This is a genomic window from Ruegeria sp. AD2(2025) (assembly GCF_056542385.1).
This window is the reverse complement of sequence record NZ_JBQFZS010000001.1, coordinates 397,064-413,254: the sequence shown is the minus strand read 5'-3', so window position 1 is coordinate 413,254 and position 16,191 is coordinate 397,064. Positions and strand designations below refer to the sequence as shown.

General features: G+C 63.0%; 15 protein-coding genes. 12 read left to right on the top strand and 3 right to left on the bottom strand.

Features of this window, described 5'->3' with window-relative positions; translation table 11 throughout:
* Window positions 1-45 precede the first annotated feature (45 nt).
* From ACR1XV_RS01995 to selD, 7 genes are read left to right on the top strand one after another with little or no spacing between them, the layout of a single operon-like run.
* A complete protein-coding gene (locus ACR1XV_RS01995) occupies window positions 46-2,922 on the top strand; it encodes a monovalent cation/H+ antiporter subunit A (RefSeq protein ID WP_480528606.1) in 2,877 nt (958 codons plus the stop codon).
* Window positions 2,922-3,281: a Na+/H+ antiporter subunit C gene (locus tag ACR1XV_RS01990; protein ID WP_480528605.1), complete on the top strand. Its 360-nt coding sequence runs from the start codon at window positions 2,922-2,924 to the stop codon at window positions 3,279-3,281. The genes ACR1XV_RS01995 and ACR1XV_RS01990 overlap by 1 nt, the downstream gene beginning before the upstream one ends.
* Window positions 3,278-4,822, top strand: a complete 1,545-nt coding sequence (locus ACR1XV_RS01985) for a monovalent cation/H+ antiporter subunit D (protein ID WP_480528604.1) — start codon at window positions 3,278-3,280, stop codon at window positions 4,820-4,822. The genes ACR1XV_RS01990 and ACR1XV_RS01985 overlap by 4 nt, the downstream gene beginning before the upstream one ends.
* Window positions 4,822-5,319 carry a Na+/H+ antiporter subunit E gene (locus ACR1XV_RS01980; RefSeq protein ID WP_480528603.1) on the top strand — a complete coding sequence of 166 codons (498 nt, stop codon included), beginning with the start codon at window positions 4,822-4,824 and terminating at the stop codon, window positions 5,317-5,319. The genes ACR1XV_RS01985 and ACR1XV_RS01980 overlap by 1 nt, the downstream gene beginning before the upstream one ends.
* On the top strand, window positions 5,316-5,588 hold the full coding sequence (locus tag ACR1XV_RS01975) for a K+/H+ antiporter subunit F (protein ID WP_480528602.1): 273 nt from the start codon (window positions 5,316-5,318) through the stop codon (window positions 5,586-5,588). Before ACR1XV_RS01980 ends, ACR1XV_RS01975 begins: the two co-directional genes overlap by 4 nt.
* Before the next feature lie 7 nt (window positions 5,589-5,595).
* The gene (locus tag ACR1XV_RS01970; protein WP_480528601.1) at window positions 5,596-5,982 is read left to right on the top strand and encodes a Na+/H+ antiporter subunit G; all 387 of its coding nucleotides are present in this window, start codon (window positions 5,596-5,598) and stop codon (window positions 5,980-5,982) included.
* 6 nt (window positions 5,983-5,988) lie between these two features.
* Entirely contained in the window at window positions 5,989-8,148 is a 2,160-nt protein-coding gene (selD, locus tag ACR1XV_RS01965; RefSeq protein ID WP_480528599.1) for a selenide, water dikinase SelD, read from the top strand.
* Here the strand turns inward: selD and mnmH are convergent.
* Entirely contained in the window at window positions 8,139-9,191 is a 1,053-nt protein-coding gene (mnmH, locus tag ACR1XV_RS01960; protein ID WP_480528598.1) for a tRNA 2-selenouridine(34) synthase MnmH, read from the bottom strand. The genes selD and mnmH overlap by 10 nt on opposite strands.
* A gap of 140 nt (window positions 9,192-9,331) precedes the next feature.
* Here mnmH and ACR1XV_RS01955 point away from each other — a divergent pair, with 140 nt between their 5' ends.
* Window positions 9,332-10,984 carry a tetratricopeptide repeat-containing sulfotransferase family protein gene (locus tag ACR1XV_RS01955; RefSeq protein WP_480528597.1) on the top strand — a complete coding sequence of 551 codons (1,653 nt, stop codon included), beginning with the start codon at window positions 9,332-9,334 and terminating at the stop codon, window positions 10,982-10,984.
* 47 nt (window positions 10,985-11,031) lie between these two features.
* On the opposite strand, the gene ACR1XV_RS01950 is transcribed toward ACR1XV_RS01955, so the two are convergent.
* The gene (locus ACR1XV_RS01950) at window positions 11,032-12,609 is read right to left on the bottom strand and encodes a bifunctional metallophosphatase/5'-nucleotidase (RefSeq protein WP_480528596.1); all 1,578 of its coding nucleotides are present in this window, start codon (window positions 12,607-12,609) and stop codon (window positions 11,032-11,034) included.
* 108 nt (window positions 12,610-12,717) lie between these two features.
* Between ACR1XV_RS01950 and ACR1XV_RS01945 the strand changes: the two genes are divergently transcribed.
* The 4 genes from ACR1XV_RS01945 to arsC are packed head-to-tail and all read left to right on the top strand — an operon-like array spanning window position 12,718 to window position 14,877.
* Window positions 12,718-13,056, top strand: coding sequence for a DUF952 domain-containing protein (locus tag ACR1XV_RS01945; protein ID WP_480528595.1), 339 nt, complete (start codon window positions 12,718-12,720; stop codon window positions 13,054-13,056).
* Window positions 13,053-13,484, top strand: a complete 432-nt coding sequence (locus tag ACR1XV_RS01940; RefSeq protein WP_480528594.1) for a DUF1330 domain-containing protein — start codon at window positions 13,053-13,055, stop codon at window positions 13,482-13,484. The genes ACR1XV_RS01945 and ACR1XV_RS01940 overlap by 4 nt, the downstream gene beginning before the upstream one ends.
* On the top strand, window positions 13,481-14,539 hold the full coding sequence (locus ACR1XV_RS01935; RefSeq protein ID WP_480529281.1) for a quinone-dependent dihydroorotate dehydrogenase: 1,059 nt from the start codon (window positions 13,481-13,483) through the stop codon (window positions 14,537-14,539). Before ACR1XV_RS01940 ends, ACR1XV_RS01935 begins: the two co-directional genes overlap by 4 nt.
* A complete protein-coding gene (gene arsC / locus ACR1XV_RS01930; RefSeq protein ID WP_480528593.1) occupies window positions 14,536-14,877 on the top strand; it encodes an arsenate reductase (glutaredoxin) in 342 nt (113 codons plus the stop codon). The genes ACR1XV_RS01935 and arsC overlap by 4 nt, the downstream gene beginning before the upstream one ends.
* Here arsC and ACR1XV_RS01925 read toward each other — a convergent pair.
* Window positions 14,874-16,190 carry an MATE family efflux transporter gene (locus ACR1XV_RS01925; protein ID WP_480528591.1) on the bottom strand — a complete coding sequence of 439 codons (1,317 nt, stop codon included), beginning with the start codon at window positions 16,188-16,190 and terminating at the stop codon, window positions 14,874-14,876. The genes arsC and ACR1XV_RS01925 overlap by 4 nt on opposite strands.
* Between the last annotated feature and the right edge of the window lies 1 nt (window position 16,191).

The window sequence follows — 16,191 nt, the reverse complement described above, 5'->3', positions numbered from 1 at the left end:
TACAAAATCAGGACTAGTTTGACCGCCCAGACCGGAGTATCGCACTTGTCCCTATTCCTTATCGCGGCCCTTCCCTTCCTCGGAGCTGTCTTTCCGGCCCTCCTGATCCGGGCAGGACGAAACGCAGCAGCATCTGCGGCGGGATTAACTACTTTTCTGGCCCTTATGGGACTGCTGATCCACATCCCCAGCGTCATGCGCGGCGACGTGGTGACCGCCCGGTTCGACTGGATACCCGGGCTAGGGCTGAATGCGAACTTCATGCTGGACGGTCTGGGCTTTTTGTTCGCGTTGCTGATTCTGGGGATCGGCCTGCTCATCATCCTCTACGCCCGGTTCTACCTGTCGCGCGAAGACCCGATGGGGCAGTTCTATACCTATCTGCTGCTGTTTCAGGGCGCGATGGTCGGCATTGTCCTGTCCGACAACATCCTTCTTCTGCTGATTTTCTGGGAGCTTACATCGCTTAGCTCATTCCTGCTGATCGGCTATTGGAAACACCTGCCCGAGGGCCGTCAGGGCGCGCGGATGGCGCTGGCCGTGACCGGTTCGGGCGGGCTGGCGATGATCGCAGGGATGCTGATCCTCGGCAATATCGTGGGGTCTTACGACCTGAGCGTCATTTTGCAGAACAAAGAGCTGATCCAGGCCTCGCCCTATTACCTGCCCGCGCTGATCCTGATCCTGCTCGGCTGTTTCACCAAGTCTGCACAGTTCCCGTTCCACTTCTGGCTGCCGCACGCGATGGCCGCTCCGACACCAGTATCGGCCTATCTGCACTCGGCCACGATGGTGAAGGCCGGGCTGTTCCTGATGGCGCGGATGTGGCCGGTTCTGGCGGGGACCGACGCGTGGTTCTATATCGTCGCAACCACAGGTCTGGTGACTATGCTCATCGGTGCGGTGATTGCGCTGTTCAAGGATGACCTCAAGGCGCTGCTGGCATTTTCCACCGTCTCGCATCTGGGGCTGGTGACGATGCTGCTGGGCTTTGGCACCAAGTTCGCTGCCGTGGCCGCGATCTTTCACATCATCAACCACGCCACTTTCAAGGCGGCGCTGTTCATGACAGCTGGCATTGTCGACCACGAAACCGGCACGCGCGATGTCAAGCGGCTGGGCGGGCTGCGGCACCTGATGCCGATCACCTTTACCATCGGCACGATTGCCGCGCTGTCGATGGCGGGCCTGCCGCCGCTGAACGGGTTCCTGTCAAAAGAGATGATGCTAGAGGAGACCGTCCACACCACCTGGCTGCATTCGCACTATCTGGTTCCCGGGCTGGCGCTACTGGCAGCGCTGTTCTCGGCGGCGTATTCCTTCCGCTTCGTCGGCCATGTCTTTCTGGGCCCCGAGCGGGACGACTATCCCGCGCATCCCCATGACCCACCGGTGGGTCTGTGGCTGGCACCCGCGTTCCTTGTGGTGCTGGTCGTCCTGATCGGCCTCAACTCTGCAGCCATTGTCGGTCCGCTGGTGGCCGTCGTGTCCAGCGCGGTGATCGGCGGCGAGAAGCTGCCCTATTACTCGCTGAAACTGTGGCACGGATTTACGCCTGCGCTGTATATGTCGGTGGTGGCCACGCTGGGCGGTCTGTTCCTGCTGTCGCTGCACCGCCGGGCCGAGCAGGTCTGGAACGCGCTGCCCCGCCCCGAGGCCAAGGTCATCTTCGAGGCGATCATCGAGGCCCTGACCCGCGTCAGCCGCTGGATCACCGACGAGCTGCATAACGGCGTCATCAGCCGCTATGCCATCATCCTGATCGCGTTCACGGTCGGGTTGGGCTATTATGCCTATTCCACCGGCACCATTGGCGTCGAAACACGGGTGCCGCTGCCCGCGCAGATCATTCCGATCATCGGCTGGATCTGTCTGGTGGGCGCGACGCTGGCGATCATGTGGTTCCACCGCAACCGCCTGCTGTCGCTGGTGCTGATCGGGGTCGTCGGCCTGATCGTGTCGATGGCGTTCAACTATCTCTCGGCCCCCGACCTTGCCCTGACGCAGATCTCGGTCGAGGTGGTGACGATGATCCTGCTGCTTCTGTCGCTGAACTTCCTTCCGACCGAGACCCCGTGGGACAGCACCGCCGCCCGGCGCTGGCGCGACGCGGCAATCTCGGTGGTGGCCGGGATCGGCTCGGGCGCTCTGATTTATGCGCTGATGCTGCGGGATTTTGCCTTTCCGACGATTTCCGAGTTCCATCTGGCGAACTCGTATAAAGGCGGCGGCGGGACTAATGTGGTCAACGTGATCCTCGTCGACTTCCGGGGCTTTGATACCTTTGGCGAGATCATCGTTCTGGGCATCGCCGCGCTGATCATCTTTGCCCTGACCGAGGCGGTTCTGGGCACCAATGTCCGCAGCTATCTGCTGAACCGCAAACCCCACTGGCCGCAATCGGGGGATTCGCATCCGCTGATGATGGTCGTGGCAACCCGCATGATGATGCCGCTGGCGCTGATGGTCGGGGCCTATATCTTCTTCCGCGGCCACAACCAGCCCGGAGGCGGCTTCATCGCCGGTCTGGTCGTCGCCATCGCGTTCCTGATGCAATACATGGCCAGCGGCTATACCTGGGCCATCGAACGGCAGCGGTTCTACTATCACGGCTCGATTGGCTGGGGTGTGCTGATCGCCGCCGCCACCGGTCTGGGCGCATGGTTCAACGAGCGTCCATTCCTGACCAGCGATTTCGGCTATCTGCACTGGCCACCGCTGGAAGAGTTCGAATGGGCCACCGCCATTCTGTTCGACACCGGCGTGTTCCTTGCGGTTCTGGGCGCGGTGATGCTGGCGCTGGACAGCCTGTCGCGGTTCGCATGGCAACCCGGTATGGCACAAGAGTTCCCGATGGATATCAATCCGCTGCGGGACGACCCTCCGGAAGAAGATAAAGACAACGAGAAGGAGCCCGCCTGATGGAAGCGCTCGTAGCCTCTGCCGTAGGCGTGATGACCGCTGCCGGGATCTTTCTGATCCTGCGTCGCCGCACCTTTCCCGTCATTCTGGGCCTGTCGCTGCTGACCTATGCGGTGAACGTGTTCCTGTTCGCTACCGGACGGCTGGCGCTGGATGCGCCCGCCGTTCTGAACAAATACGAAGAGGTCCCCTATACGGACCCCCTGCCGCAGGCGCTGGTGCTGACGGCCATCGTGATCTCGTTCGGGATGACGGCGGTGATCGTTATGATCGCGCTCAGCGCCTATCTATCCTCAAAGGATGACCATATCGACATGACCGCAAGCGACAGCGTGGACGCGCCGGGAGAAGACGCATGAACCACTGGATCGTTGCGCCGGTCGTTCTGCCCGCAATTCTGGCCCCCTTCATCATCATGGTCCTGCGGTACCATCTGGACCTGCAGCGCATCTTCTCGGTCGCCGGTGTGGTCGGGCTGCTGGGCATCGCGCTGACCATCACCGCGCAGGCTTCGGGCGGTGATATTCAGGTCTATGAACTGGGCGACTGGCCCGCGCCCTTTGGCATCGTGCTGGTGCTGGACCGGTTGTCGGCCATGATGGTAACCCTGACGGCGCTGCTGGCGCTGCCGATTGTGCTGTATGCCATTGCATCGGGCTGGGATGACCGGGGCAAGCATTTCCACGCGCTGTTCCACTTTCAGCTCATGGGCGTATGCGGAGCCTTCCTGACCGGCGACGCCTTCAACCTGTTCGTGTTCTTCGAAGTGCTGCTGATCGCGTCCTACGGCCTGATGACCCACGGAGGCGGCGCGGTGCGGTTGAAGGCAGGCGTACAGTACGTGGCCTATAACCTGCTGGGCTCGACCCTGTTCCTGTTTGCGCTGGGCACGATCTATGCGGTGACCGGCACGCTGAACATGGCAGATATCGCCGCGCGGGTGGCCGAACTGCCCGCTGACGATACCGCCCTGCTGCGGGTCGGTGCGGTGCTGCTGCTGCTGGTGTTCTGCATCAAGGCCGCCGTCCTGCCGCTGCATTTCTGGCTACCCGCCAGCTATGCCAACGCACCGCTGCCCGTGGCCGCTCTGTTTGCAATCATGACCAAGGTCGGAGCCTATTCGATCCTGCGGGTCTATACGCTGGCCTTCGGCCCGGACGTCGCCGTGACCGAGGGGCTGGTCGGCGACTGGCTGCAACCCGCTGCCCTGCTGACGCTGGCCGTGGGCACAATCGGCATCCTAGGCGCGCAGCATATCGCGCGCATGGTGGCGTTCTGCGCCATCGCGTCGATGGGCACGCTGCTAATCGCCATTTCGCTGTTCACCGAGGCCGCCACCGCCGCCGCGCTGTACTACATCTTCCACTCGACACTGGCGACCGCGCTGCTGTTCCTCGTCGCTGATCTGGTGATCACCCGTCAGGGCGGAGCCATCGCCCCCAAACCGCCGATGCCGCAAAGCGGGCTGATCTCGGCGCTGTTTTTCGTGGGGGCCATCGCGCTGGCGGGTATGCCGCCGCTGTCGGGGTTCATCGGCAAGCTGCTGGTACTGGACGCATCGCGCGGTGCGCCAGATGCCAATGCGATCTGGGCGGTGGTGCTGATCGGGTCGTTCGTCACCATCGTCGGTCTGGCGCGGGCCGGGGCGCTGATCTTCTGGAAAAGCCACGACGCGCGGTACACCCCCGAACCGGACCCCGACAACGACGAGGGGGCCCGGTCACAGGCTGCCCCCGAACCTCAGCCCGGGCTGGCCTTCACTGCCATATTCGGCACCGTTCTGGGCCTCGTCCTGCTGACGCTGTTCGCAGGCCCCGCACTGAACTATGCCAGCAAGACCGCCACGCAATTGTTCACTCCGGATGACTACATCTCCGCCGTTCTGGGAAGGGAAGAGTAATGAAGCTGCTGCACCGGATATTTCCCCACCCGCATCTGACCTTCCTGCTGACGGTCGTGTGGATGCTGTTGGCGAACAAACCTTCGCTGAACTCGCTGGTGTTCGGGCTGATCCTTGGCATCATCATCCCCTTCATCACCCAACCCTACTGGCCCGACCGCCCCAAGCTGCGCAACTGGCCGATGGTGGTGGAATACATGCTGGTGGTGCTGGGGGATATCGTGATGGCCAACATCACCGTGGCCCGCATCATCCTGTTCAAACGCGACGCCGACCGCTGCCCGAACTGGGTCTGCGTCCCGCTGGAACTGCGCACCCCCGAGGCGATCACCGTGCTGGCCGGAACGATCACAATGACCCCCGGCACGGTCAGCTGCGACCTGTCTGCCCAAGGCCACAACCTGCTGGTCCATTGCCTTGACGCGCCCGACCCCGACGCGGTGCGCGACGAGATCAAAAACCGCTATGAGCGCCGTCTGATGGAGATTTTCGAATGATCATGACCTATGCCATCTCGTTTGGATTCGCCTGCTTCGGAGCCGCCATCATGATGTGCCTGTGGCGGATCATCACCGCCGACGGGGTCGGCACCCGCGTTCTGGCGCTGGATACGATGGTCATCAACACCATCGCTCTGATGATCCTTTACGGCCTGAAGCTGGGCACCGAGATTTTCTTCGAAGCCGCGATGATCATCGCCATGCTGGGCTTTGTCTCAACCGTGGCCTATGCGCGCTTTATGCTGCGCGGCAACATCATCGAGTGAGGGCGGCATGGAGACCATCTTTGAACTGCTGATTGCCTTCTTCCTGATCGTCTCGGGCATTTTCGGCTTTGTCGGATCGTTTGGTATGATCAAGCTGAAGGACCCCATGTCGCGCCTGCATGCGCCGACCAAGGCGACCACGCTGGGCGTGGGCGGAGTGCTGCTTGCCTCGATCTGTCATTCGGTTCTGATCGAACAGCATCTTTCCCTGCATGAGCTGCTGATCACGCTGTTTCTGTTCCTGACCGCACCAATCACGGCCCTGTTCATTGCCAAATGGCACATTCACCGCCATGAAAAGCCCAGCGATCTGCCGGACGCGGGCGAGGATGAGCTTTGGGCCACCCACGCGGTCGAGCAGGTCGAGGACGTCCCAGACCACAGCACGAACTGAGAAGCCATGCACAGACCTCCGCTGCCCCTGACCCGCGATCTGGTTCTGATAGGCGGAGGCCACACCCACGCGCTGCTGCTGCGCAAATGGGGCATGAACCCGCTGCCCGGCGCGCGCGTGACCGTGATCAATCCCGGCCCCACCGCGCCTTACTCCGGAATGCTACCGGGTTTTGTCGCCGGTCACTATGACCGGTGGGAGCTGGATATCGATCTGGTCCGGCTGGCCCGTTTTGCCGGTGCCCGCGTCATTCTGGGCGCGGTTGACGGGATCGACCCCGACGCGCGTCAGGTCCACGTGCCCGGTCGTCCGCCGGTGGCGTTTGACGTGGCCTCGGTCAATGTAGGCATCACGTCCGACATGCCCGCCCTGCCGGGTTTCGCCGAACACGCGGTTCCGGCCAAGCCTCTGGGTCCCTTTGCGGCGCAATGGGCCGCTTATCTCGGCGGGTCTGGTCCCGCAGCGGTGGCGGTCATCGGCGGCGGAGTGGCAGGTGTCGAATTGGTCATGGCGATGGCGCAGGCCCTGCGCGGCAAGGGGCGCAGCGCGCAGGTGACGTTGATTGACAGCGCCACGGCCCTGACCGCGACAGTGCCCAAGGCCGCTGCCACGATCCGACAAGCGATGCAGGACCTCGGGATCGAGGTGCTTGAGCAAACGGCGATCAAGCAAATCTCGGCCGGGCAGATCGAACTGACCGATGGCCGAACGATCCCTGCCGATTTCATAACCGGAGCCGCCGGAGCCCGACCCTACGAATGGATGGCCAACAGCGGTCTGGACCTGCACGACGGCTATATCCGCGTGAACGGCTATCTGCAGTCCAGCGATCCGGTCATTTTCGCCGCCGGAGACTGCGCCCATCTGGCCGAAAACCCCCGCCCCAAGGCCGGTGTGTACGCGGTGCGTGAGGCCCCGGTTCTGTTCGACAATCTCAGGGCCGCTTTGGGTGCAGGCAGAATGCGTCGCTATTCGCCGCAGAAAGATTATCTGAAACTGATCTCGCTGGGCGGCAAATCCGCGCTGGCCGAACGATTGGGCACATCGTTCAGCGGCCCGCTGATGTGGAAATGGAAGAACCACATCGACCAAAGCTTCATGAACCGTTTCCGCGACCTGCCGCAGATGCAGCCCCCCGCCCTGCCCCGGCTGCGCGCCGCCGGGATGCACGAGGTGTTGGGTGACAAGCCGATGTGCGGCGGTTGCGGCGCCAAGATCGGGCGCGGCGCGCTGCAGGCTGCGCTGCGAGACTTGCCCGCGCCGGACAGGCCGGACGTGACGCCTCTGCCCGGGGATGACGCGGCCTTGCTGACGACGGGCGGCGCGCGGCAGGTCATGACCTCGGATCATCTGCGCAGCCTCACCGACGACCCGGTGCTGATGACGCGGATCGCCTCTGTCCATGCGCTCGGCGATATCTGGGCCATGGGAGCGCAACCGCAGGCCACCACCGCGACCATCATCCTGCCCCGGATGTCAGCAGAGCTGCAGCAGCGCACAATGGCCGAAATCATGACCACCGCCAGCGACGCAATGCGCCACGCCGGGGCCGAGATCGTCGGCGGCCACAGCTCTCTGGGCGATGAGATGACCATCGGGTTCACCGTAACCGGCCTGTGCGAGGCAGAGCCGATCACCTTGGGCGGCGCACAGCCCGGCGATGCCCTGATCTTGACGAAGCCCCTGGGCAGCGGCGTCCTGATGGCCGCCGAAATGGCCGGACAGGCCGAAGGGGCCTGGGTCGCTGCGGGTTTTGCACAGATGGTCCAACCGCAAGGGGACGCGTCGCGTCTGCTGCAGGATGCTCACGCCATGACCGATGTCACCGGCTTTGGTCTGGCCGGCCACCTTCACGGCATGTGCGAGGCCTCAGGCTGTGGCGCAACACTGGATCTGGGTGCGATCCCGGTGATGGAGGGCGCGCTGGAGCTGAGCCAAAGGGGCATCCGCTCGACGCTTTATCCCGACAACCGCGCGATCACGCCCGACCTGCCCGACGGGGGCAAGGCCGACCTGCTATATGATCCGCAAACCGCCGGTGGCCTGCTGGCCGCGGTCCCGGCAGATCGGGCCGAAGCCCTGTGCGCCGCGCTGCTGGCAGCAGGTTATCCCGCCGCCGTCATCGGGCATGTGGATCGGGAGCCCGGAGTGCGGCTTCAAAGCTGATCCAGGACCTGCGCAATCTGCGCAGCCGTGGCCGACAGGCCCCTGTCGTCAAGCGCTGGGGCTTCGATCCCGGCAAGAATGCCCGCTGTCCGGGTGCGGCTGGATTTGGCATAGGCCGGGTCATAGTGTTGTTCCATCAAGGCTTGCGTCAGCGCCCGTTTGTCACCAGCGTCGATCAAAGCCAGCCAGCCATCTACCACCTCATGCCCGCGATGAGTGCGCAATGGCGACAACCGCTCGCGCAGGCGGTCGCTGTCGGACAATATGTCATCATAGGCCGCCACCAGATAGGCCGTTCGCGCGCTGATCGGCGCGGAAACCACCACCCTTGGCGCGGCCCGCATGGCCGCCCATAGGCTAGGCGGCAGGATCAGGGTGCCGATCTTCGAGGATTCGGCCTCGACCACGACCGGGCGGGCGGGATCAAGCGCGCACAGCGCCCGGGCCAGTGCTGACTCGAACGCCTTCTGGCTGGGTTGCCCGCCCGGCATTTCACCCAGCAGCGAGCCCCGGTGATTGGCCAACCCCTCAAGGTCAAGAACCTGAACGCCCTGCCGCTGCAGGTGCGCCAGAAGATCGGTCTTGGCCGTACCGGTATACCCATCCAGCGCCACCAGCCGATGCGGCAGCGGATCGTCATAGAGATACCGGTTCACCAGCCTGCGATAGGTGCGATAACCGCCATCGACCACCTCGGCCCGCCAGCCGATCTGCTGCAGCATCCACGTGAACGAGCCCGACCTCTGCCCGCCGCGCCAGCAATAGACCAGAGGCCGCCAGCCGCCTTCATGGTGGCTCAGGCTGGTTTCGATATGGTTGGCGGCGTTGCGAAACACCAGCGCAGCGCCCAGTTTGCGCGCCAGAAACGGGCTTTGCTGCACGTAAGTCGTACCCACCCGCGCGCGTTCTTCGCTGTTCAGAACAGGCAGGCTGATGGCTCCGGGCAAGTGATCCTCGGCAAATTCCGCCGGGCTGCGCACGTCGATCACGGTGTCGAAACCATGGGTATAAAGCTGCGGCAGGTCGGAAAATGTTAGAGCCATATCAGCGGTCTAACCTGTGCGCCGGAGAAAGGGAAGAATGCCGCGCGCTTGCCCGGGCGAAAGGCGCTGTTGCAAACGCGCTTCGCTTGGGTCAATGAACCAGAGGCATCGGGTTTTCAGAAATACGGGGGCGGAGTGAGATGTCACAGAAACAGGCGAACTCCCTCAAGAACAAGGCGCTGAGCGATCTTGAGGCGGGCAAGCTGCCTCAGGCGCTGAAAAAGGCGCAGCTTGGGATCAAGAAATTCCCCGGGGATGCCGACTATCACGCGATTGCGGGTTTCGTGCTGACCGAGATGAAGCGGTACAAACAGTCCATCCCGCATTTCGCCGAAGCCGCCCGGATGAACCCCCACAATGCGCAATTCGCTGAGAATCTGGCCAATGCGCTGATGCAGACCGGTCAGATTCCGCGGGCGCTGTCTTATGCCGAACACAAGCTTCGGCAGTTTCCCAACAACCGGGAATTGCTGCGCGTGATCGACGAAATCCAGCTTAAGGGGCAGAACTGGCAGATGATCATCGATCATGCCTCGCAAAAGCTGCAGAAGGATCCCGACAATGCCGATCTGCTGTCGGCCCGCGCCCGCGCCTATGGGCGCATCGGCTTTGTCGAACAAAGCACGCAAGATATTGCACGTGCCTATGCGCTGGCACCGCAGAATGAGGATATTGCCCTGCAGCAGGCCATCGACCTGCATCAGGCGGGCGACAAGGATGGGGCCGACGCGATCCTGTGGGAAATGTTCGAGGCCAACCCCAAAAGCGCGCCGGTCCTCTATCAGTTGTCATCAGGCGCCGACGACAGCCGGATTGCAGACCTGGCTAAAGCCGTCGACGCGGCAATCGCGACGAGTGATCACGTCGATCAGGTGCTTGAATTTGCAAAGGCGTATCTGACAGCGCGCAGCGCCGGTCTTGATGCGGCGCTGCCCCAGTTCGCACGCGCCAACGCAGCCCAAAACAAAACCAATCCCTACAACCCCGCTGCGGAGGAGAAATCGTACGAAGCCATCCGCGACCTGTTCCCGGCAGACGCGTCACCAACCGCGGCCGAGGCAACCCCCGGCCCGCGACCCATATTCGTGATCGGCCAACCCCGTTCAGGCACCACGCTGATGGAGATGATGCTGAGCGCCGCGCCAAACATCGCCGGGTGCGGTGAGCTCTCACTAGCCGCCGACCTGTCGCAGCCGGTCCTTGAGACCGGTGAGGCATTCGACACGACTGCTGCTGCAGAGTTTGCGCAGCACTATCGCAAGATGATGCCGCCCCTGCCCGAAGGAGCCACAGCCTTTGTCGACAAGATGCCGCATAACTATCAGCAGGTCGGCTTCCTTCTGTCCGCCTTTCCCGATGCCCGGGTGATCAACATGATGCGGGATCCGCGCGATGTGGGGTTGTCGAAATGGACCCGACGCTTTCCGAACCTCAGGATGCGCTATACGTCCGATCTTGGAGCGATTGCGCACTCGGCCAACCTGTACCGGCGATACATGGCGCATTGGAACCTGCTGTTCGCCGACCGCATCCTGACCGTCAGCTACGAAGATCTCGTCACCGATCCCGAAACCCACAGCCGGGCGGTCGCCGAATTCTGCGGTATCGATTGGGATCAGCGGATGCTGCACCCCGAAAAGAACACCGGTCCAGTGCGTACGGCCAGCGTAGATCAGGTGCGCCGGAAAATCTCGACCGGTTCCATCGGGCGCTGGCGGGATGTAGCTGGCCACCTGCGGCCGATGCTGGACGGCCTCGACCCGACGCTCTGGCCGGAATATGCGTTCGACTGAACGACAAAGGCCGCCCAGTGGGCGGCCTTCGACGTACTAAGGTCAGATCATTTCTGTTTGATACGACCGTCCAGATAGGGCTGGTACGGCGCGTTTTCGGCCAGATACTCTGCCGTCACATCCGCCAGATCGGGGCCGTAATCATAGGCATTCTTGTCGTCGCCCGAGAACACATCATACCCGTCGCCGCCATTGCGGACATAGTTGTTGGTGACCACCAGATAAGTCGCCGCCGGGTCAATCGGCTCGAAACCGTCCTCCTTGGCGACCAGCACCTCGGTGACCCGACCCTCATTGGGGGCAACTGAAGGGTCCCAGGTGAACGTCATGCCTGCGACCTGCGGGAAACGGCCCTTGACCTCTTCGACCTGACTTACACCGTTTTCCAACGCGTCGATGACCCCCTGACCACTGATCTCGAAGGTCGACAATGTGTTCTGGAACGGCAGAACCGTCAGCACTTCGCCCATCGTCACCTCACCAGGATCAATCGAAGCGCGCAGCCCGCCCGAATTCGCGATCGCCAACTGAACGCCCTGATCGGCGACCCGCGCCAGCATGGCGTCTGCCACAAGGTTGCCCATCTCGCATTCCTGAACGCGACAGACCGACCGGTCCCCTTCGATCGATGCCGAGGCCTCGGCCACCACCTTGTTACGAATCTCGTCCAGCGGAACCGCCAGTTCGGCGATCCGGTCCAGCGCTGCCTGATCTTCGGTCACGGTGTTATCCATGATCAGCGGCTCTCCGACGGCGGAAACGACATGGCCGTCATCGTCGAAGGTCACGTTCAGCTCACCCAGGAACTTGCCATAGGCATAGGCCTGCACGATCTGCACCCCGTTCACCACGGTCGGATACGGCCCGGCGGCCTTGTCCGAGGTGTTCGACAGGTAGGTGTTCGAATGCCCGCCCACGATCACGTCAACGCCGGTGGTTTCCTGCGCCACCCGCTGATCGACGCCATAGCCCGAGTGGCTGAGCACGATGATTTTGTTCACGCCCTCGCCGGTCAGCTTATCGACCTCGGCCTGAACGGCCGGAACCGGGTCCGAGAAGGTGATGTTCGGACCGGGCGAGGCGATATCGTGGGTATCTTCCGGCGTCAGGCCGATCAGGCCGATCTTCTCGCCACCCACCTCGATCACGGTGGATTTCTTGATCTTGTCGGTCAACAGCTCTTCGTCGCGGATATCGGCGTTCGACATCAGAACCGGGAAATCGACCGAATCGATAAAGCCGCGCAGAACCTCGGGGCCGTCATCAAACTCGTGGTTGCCCACGGTCATCGCGTCGTAACCCAGCTTGTTCATGAACTCGGCCGCGACCTTACCCTTGTAATAGGTATAGAACAACGAGCCCTGAAACTGGTCGCCCCCGTCCACGAGGATCGAGTTTTCGGCCCGCCCCCGCGCCTCTTCGACAGCAGTGACCAGACGTGCCGAGCCGCCAAAGCACTTGCCCTCGGCATTGTCTTCCTCGCCGCAGGCGCTGTCATATTTGTTGATCGGCTCAAAGCGCGAGTGGAAATCGTTGGTGTGCAGAATGGTCAGCTTGTATTCGGCTGCCGCCATGCCGGCTGTCAGGCCCAGAACCGCGGCCGAGGCCAGAAAACGGGTGAACATCGTGTAACTCCCTGTGATTGACGGGCGCGATGGTGCGCCCTGCGCGACAAAGAGTCAAAGGGGGAAATCCAGCTTGATTCTAACCGCCGCGCGGGGCATCAGAACGCCATGCTGATTTACAAGATTTTTCGCGCCGACGAATGGGCGACCCTGCAGTCGCGCGGGGCGTCGGATGGTGCACCCATCGATGTGTCCGATGGCTATGTCCACTTTTCGACCGCCGAACAGGCGGCGGAAACCGCTGCCAAGCATTTTGCCGGGGCCCAAGGCCTGACCCTGCTGGCCTGTGACGCGGACGCGATGGGGGACGATCTGAAATGGGAGGTCTCGCGCGGGGGCGCATTATTCCCGCATCTCTATCGCCAGATTCGCATGTCCGATGTCGTCTGGGCCCGCGACCTGCCCTTTGACGGCCAAACCCATCAATTCCCGCAGGAGATGGAATGACACGCTTCGTCGACCCGGATCGTGCGCAGTTCGAGGCCTTCAAGGACCTGAATCGAGACGATCCGATCGAGATGCTGAACCTGGTCAAGTTCCGAACCACGGCGCTTTATCCGGCGGATCACGCTCTGGCAGATGCCGGGCTGACCGGAGCGCAGGCCTATCGCAATTACGGCGCGGAAACGGCGCCAATCCTTGTCCGCCTCAAGGCCTCTATCCTGTGGCGGGGCAGCTTCCAGACCACTCTTATCGGTCCGCAGGACGAGGCATGGGATGCGGTGTTCATCGCCCGCTATCCCACCGCTCATGCGTTTCTGGAAATGGTGACCGATCCCCTCTATCGCGCGGCTGTGATACATCGGCAGGCCGCCGTCGAAACCTCGCGCCTGATCCGGTGCGCGCCACAAGAAAAGGGAAGCTCGTTTTGCTGAAACTGGTCGAGAAGGTTGGGCTTGTCGCCCTGCACCGCTTTGGTCCCGAAACCGCGCACACACTATCGATCAAAGCGCTGTCGCATGGCCTTGCGCCGACAGCCGGTCTGGTCACGTCTGAACGGCTGCGGACCAGTATCGCCGGGCTGGACCTGCCCAACCCGGTGGGGCTCGCCGCGGGGTTCGACAAGAATGCCGAGGCGTTGGGCGCGCTGTCCCGCGCCGGGTTCGGGTTCATCGAGGTTGGTGCCGTCACGCCGCGCGCCCAACCCGGCAACCCCAAACCGCGCCTGTTCCGCCTGACCGAGGACGGCGCCGCCATCAACCGCTTTGGGTTCAACAATGACGGCATGGAGGTCGTCGGCCAGCGGCTGGCGCGACGCCCCAAGGATGCGGTGATCGGATTGAATCTGGGGGCCAACAAGGACAGCCACGATCGGCCCGGGGATTTCGTCAAGGTGCTGAACCATTGCGCCGCCCATCTGGATTTTGCCGTGGTCAACGTGTCTTCGCCCAACACGGAAAAGCTGCGTGAACTGCAAGGCAAGGCCGCGCTGAACGCCCTGCTGAGCAATGTCATCGAGACCCGCAATGCGCTGCCTCGCCCGATCCCGGTCTTCCTGAAGATCGCGCCGGATCTGACCGAGGCCGAGTTGCAGGACATCGCCGATGTCGCCCGCGAAACCGGCGTGGACGCGGTGATTGCCACCAACACCACCCTGTCGCGCGACGGCCTGCGCAGCGCTCAGAAGGATCAGGCCGGGGGGCTCTCCGGCGCGCCCCTGTTCGAGAAATCGACCCGCGTTCTGGCACAGCTCAGCCAATTGACGGGCCGAGAGGTTCCCCTGATCGGCGTCGGCGGTGTGGGGACTGCCGAACAGGCCTATGCCAAGATCTGCGCCGGGGCCTCGGCCGTGCAAATATACACGGCGATGGTCTATGGCGGGCTGTCTCTGGCCGCGGATATCGCCAAGGGGCTGGACGCGCTGCTGGTACGCGACGGGTTCTCGTCGGTTGCGCAGGCGGTCGGCAGCAAACGAGAGGACTGGCTGTGATCGAATACTGGCATAACCCCCGCTGCTCCAAATCTCGCGCCGGGCTGGCGTTGTTGCAGGACAACGGCGCGCAACCGGAGGTGCGCAAATATCTTGATGATGCGCCTTCGGCGGATGAAATCAGGGCGGTTCTGGCCAAACTGGGTATCCCGGCGATCAGCCTGATGCGCACGGGCGAGAAGGTGTTCAAGGAACTGGGTCTGACCAAAACCTCGCCGGACGAGACGCTGATTCAGGCGATGGCCGCGCATCCGATCCTGATTGAACGCCCTGTGGCCATTGCGGGTGACAAAGCCGCCATTGGCCGACCGCCCGAGAACCTGCTGGACCTGCTTTAGGCGATCTGCGCCTCCAACCTCGGGTACCTCCAGCCCAGCGTGACGCCGCGCGCGATGTTCAACACCATCAGCGCAGCCCAGAGCCCGTGATTGCCCATCGTGGGGACCAGCACGAACAGCGCCACCACGTAGATCGCAACCGACTGGATCATCGCGTTGCGCATGGCGCGGGTCCAGGTGGCCCCGATATAGATGCCGTCGAACATCCAACTGGCCACCCCGATCACCGGGGCAAGCGCAGCCCAGAACAGATAGTCCCGCGCAGCGCTTCGCACCTCGGGCGAGGTCGACATCAGGTCGATCAGCGCAGGCCCGGCCAGATAGAACAGCAGTCCCAGCGCTACCGCCCCGCCCACGCCCCATTGCGAGGCCATAACCGAGGCACGCCGGACCTTCAGCCGATCACGCGCGCCGACCGCGCCGCCGACCAGCGCCTCAGCCGAGAAGGCGAAGCCGTCCAACGCAAAGGCGGTGATCTCGAGGAATTGCAGCAGCACCTGGTTTGCGGCCAGATTCACGTCTCCTAAATCCGAGCCCACGAACAGAAACGTCGTGAACGCACCCGTCAGCAGGACCGAACGCACCATGATGTCGCCATTCACCTGCATCATCCGGCGCAGGCGGTTGGCGTCGAAAATGCGCGGCCAGTCCCGCCACTGTTTGCCGCCGAATGCGTCGCCACAAAGCCAGAGGCCCAGCGCCAGGCCGGTCCATTCTGCAATCAGGGTCGCGATGGCAACGCCCTCGACCCCCCAGCCGAGGCCCAGCACGAACCATAAATCCAGCACGATATTCAGCCCGTTCATCCAGACCTGCAGGATGAACACACCCCGCGTGCGCTCGACAGCGATCAGCCAGCCGGTCACCGCGTAAAGGGCGATGGTGGCAGGCGCCCCCCAGATACGGATTTCAAGATACGCGCGGGTCAGTCCCTCGACCTCGGCGCTGGCCGGGGACAGGGCAAAGGCCCCGAGGAAAACCCAGACCTGAGCGGCGATAAAGAACAGCCCCGCCGTGCCGCCCAGCAACAGGCCACGCATCAGCAGCGCTCCGGTCTCGGCCGTATCGCCCGCCCCGCGCGCCTGCGCGGCCAGCCCCGTGGTGCCCATGCGCAGGAAGCCGAAAATCCAATAGATCGTCGACAGGATCACCGCGCCCATGCCGACCGCACCGATGGGGGCCGCCTGCCCCATCTGGCCCACGACGCCGGTATCCACCGCCCCAAGGATCGGGACGGTCGCATTCGACAGCACAATCGGTAGCGCGATTTTCAGCACGCGCCGATGGGTGATGGGCGCGTTGGCGTCCTCCACG

Coding starts and splice junctions, on each gene's coding strand:
- ACR1XV_RS01940 (WP_480528594.1), top strand. CDS start 13,053: ATGACACGCTTCGTCGACCCGGATCGTGCGCAGTTCGAGGCCTTCAAG.
- ACR1XV_RS01990 (WP_480528605.1), top strand. CDS start 2,922: ATGGAAGCGCTCGTAGCCTCTGCCGTAGGCGTGATGACCGCTGCCGGG.
- selD (WP_480528599.1), top strand. CDS start 5,989: ATGCACAGACCTCCGCTGCCCCTGACCCGCGATCTGGTTCTGATAGGC.
- ACR1XV_RS01970 (WP_480528601.1), top strand. CDS start 5,596: ATGGAGACCATCTTTGAACTGCTGATTGCCTTCTTCCTGATCGTCTCG.
- ACR1XV_RS01980 (WP_480528603.1), top strand. CDS start 4,822: ATGAAGCTGCTGCACCGGATATTTCCCCACCCGCATCTGACCTTCCTG.
- ACR1XV_RS01975 (WP_480528602.1), top strand. CDS start 5,316: ATGATCATGACCTATGCCATCTCGTTTGGATTCGCCTGCTTCGGAGCC.
- mnmH (WP_480528598.1), bottom strand. CDS start 9,191: ATGGCTCTAACATTTTCCGACCTGCCGCAGCTTTATACCCATGGTTTC.
- ACR1XV_RS01950 (WP_480528596.1), bottom strand. CDS start 12,609: ATGTTCACCCGTTTTCTGGCCTCGGCCGCGGTTCTGGGCCTGACAGCC.
- ACR1XV_RS01945 (WP_480528595.1), top strand. CDS start 12,718: ATGCTGATTTACAAGATTTTTCGCGCCGACGAATGGGCGACCCTGCAG.
- ACR1XV_RS01985 (WP_480528604.1), top strand. CDS start 3,278: ATGAACCACTGGATCGTTGCGCCGGTCGTTCTGCCCGCAATTCTGGCC.
- ACR1XV_RS01955 (WP_480528597.1), top strand. CDS start 9,332: ATGTCACAGAAACAGGCGAACTCCCTCAAGAACAAGGCGCTGAGCGAT.